Annotated in this window: 1 protein-coding gene; it reads left to right on the top strand. The window is 61.6% G+C overall.

Going from position 1 to position 219, the window contains the following annotated elements:
* On the top strand, positions 1-219 hold a 219-nt coding region (locus tag EXE41_RS18930; protein WP_137691818.1), incomplete at both ends, for a transposase.

Below are 219 nucleotides of genomic sequence, written 5' to 3'. Positions count from 1 at the left end.
AGCCGCTGGGAGAGGTCTGGACCGATGGACTGCCAGCTTACCGAGGCATGGAGCACGATCACCAATACGTTGTCCACGACGAGAGGTACGTGTCCGACAAAGGCGTCCACACGAACCAGGTAGAGTGTCTCTGGTCACTGCTCCAACCGTGGTTGGCGAAGTTCCGCGGCCTGTCCAAGCAGGGCTTGGAGCAGGCCGCTCGGACCTACGGCTTCCTCC

This window comes from Halorubrum sp. SD690R (genome assembly GCF_005435035.1).
Classification (GTDB): domain Archaea; phylum Halobacteriota; class Halobacteria; order Halobacteriales; family Haloferacaceae; genus Halorubrum; species Halorubrum ezzemoulense.
This window is presented reverse-complemented; position numbering and strand designations above follow the sequence as displayed.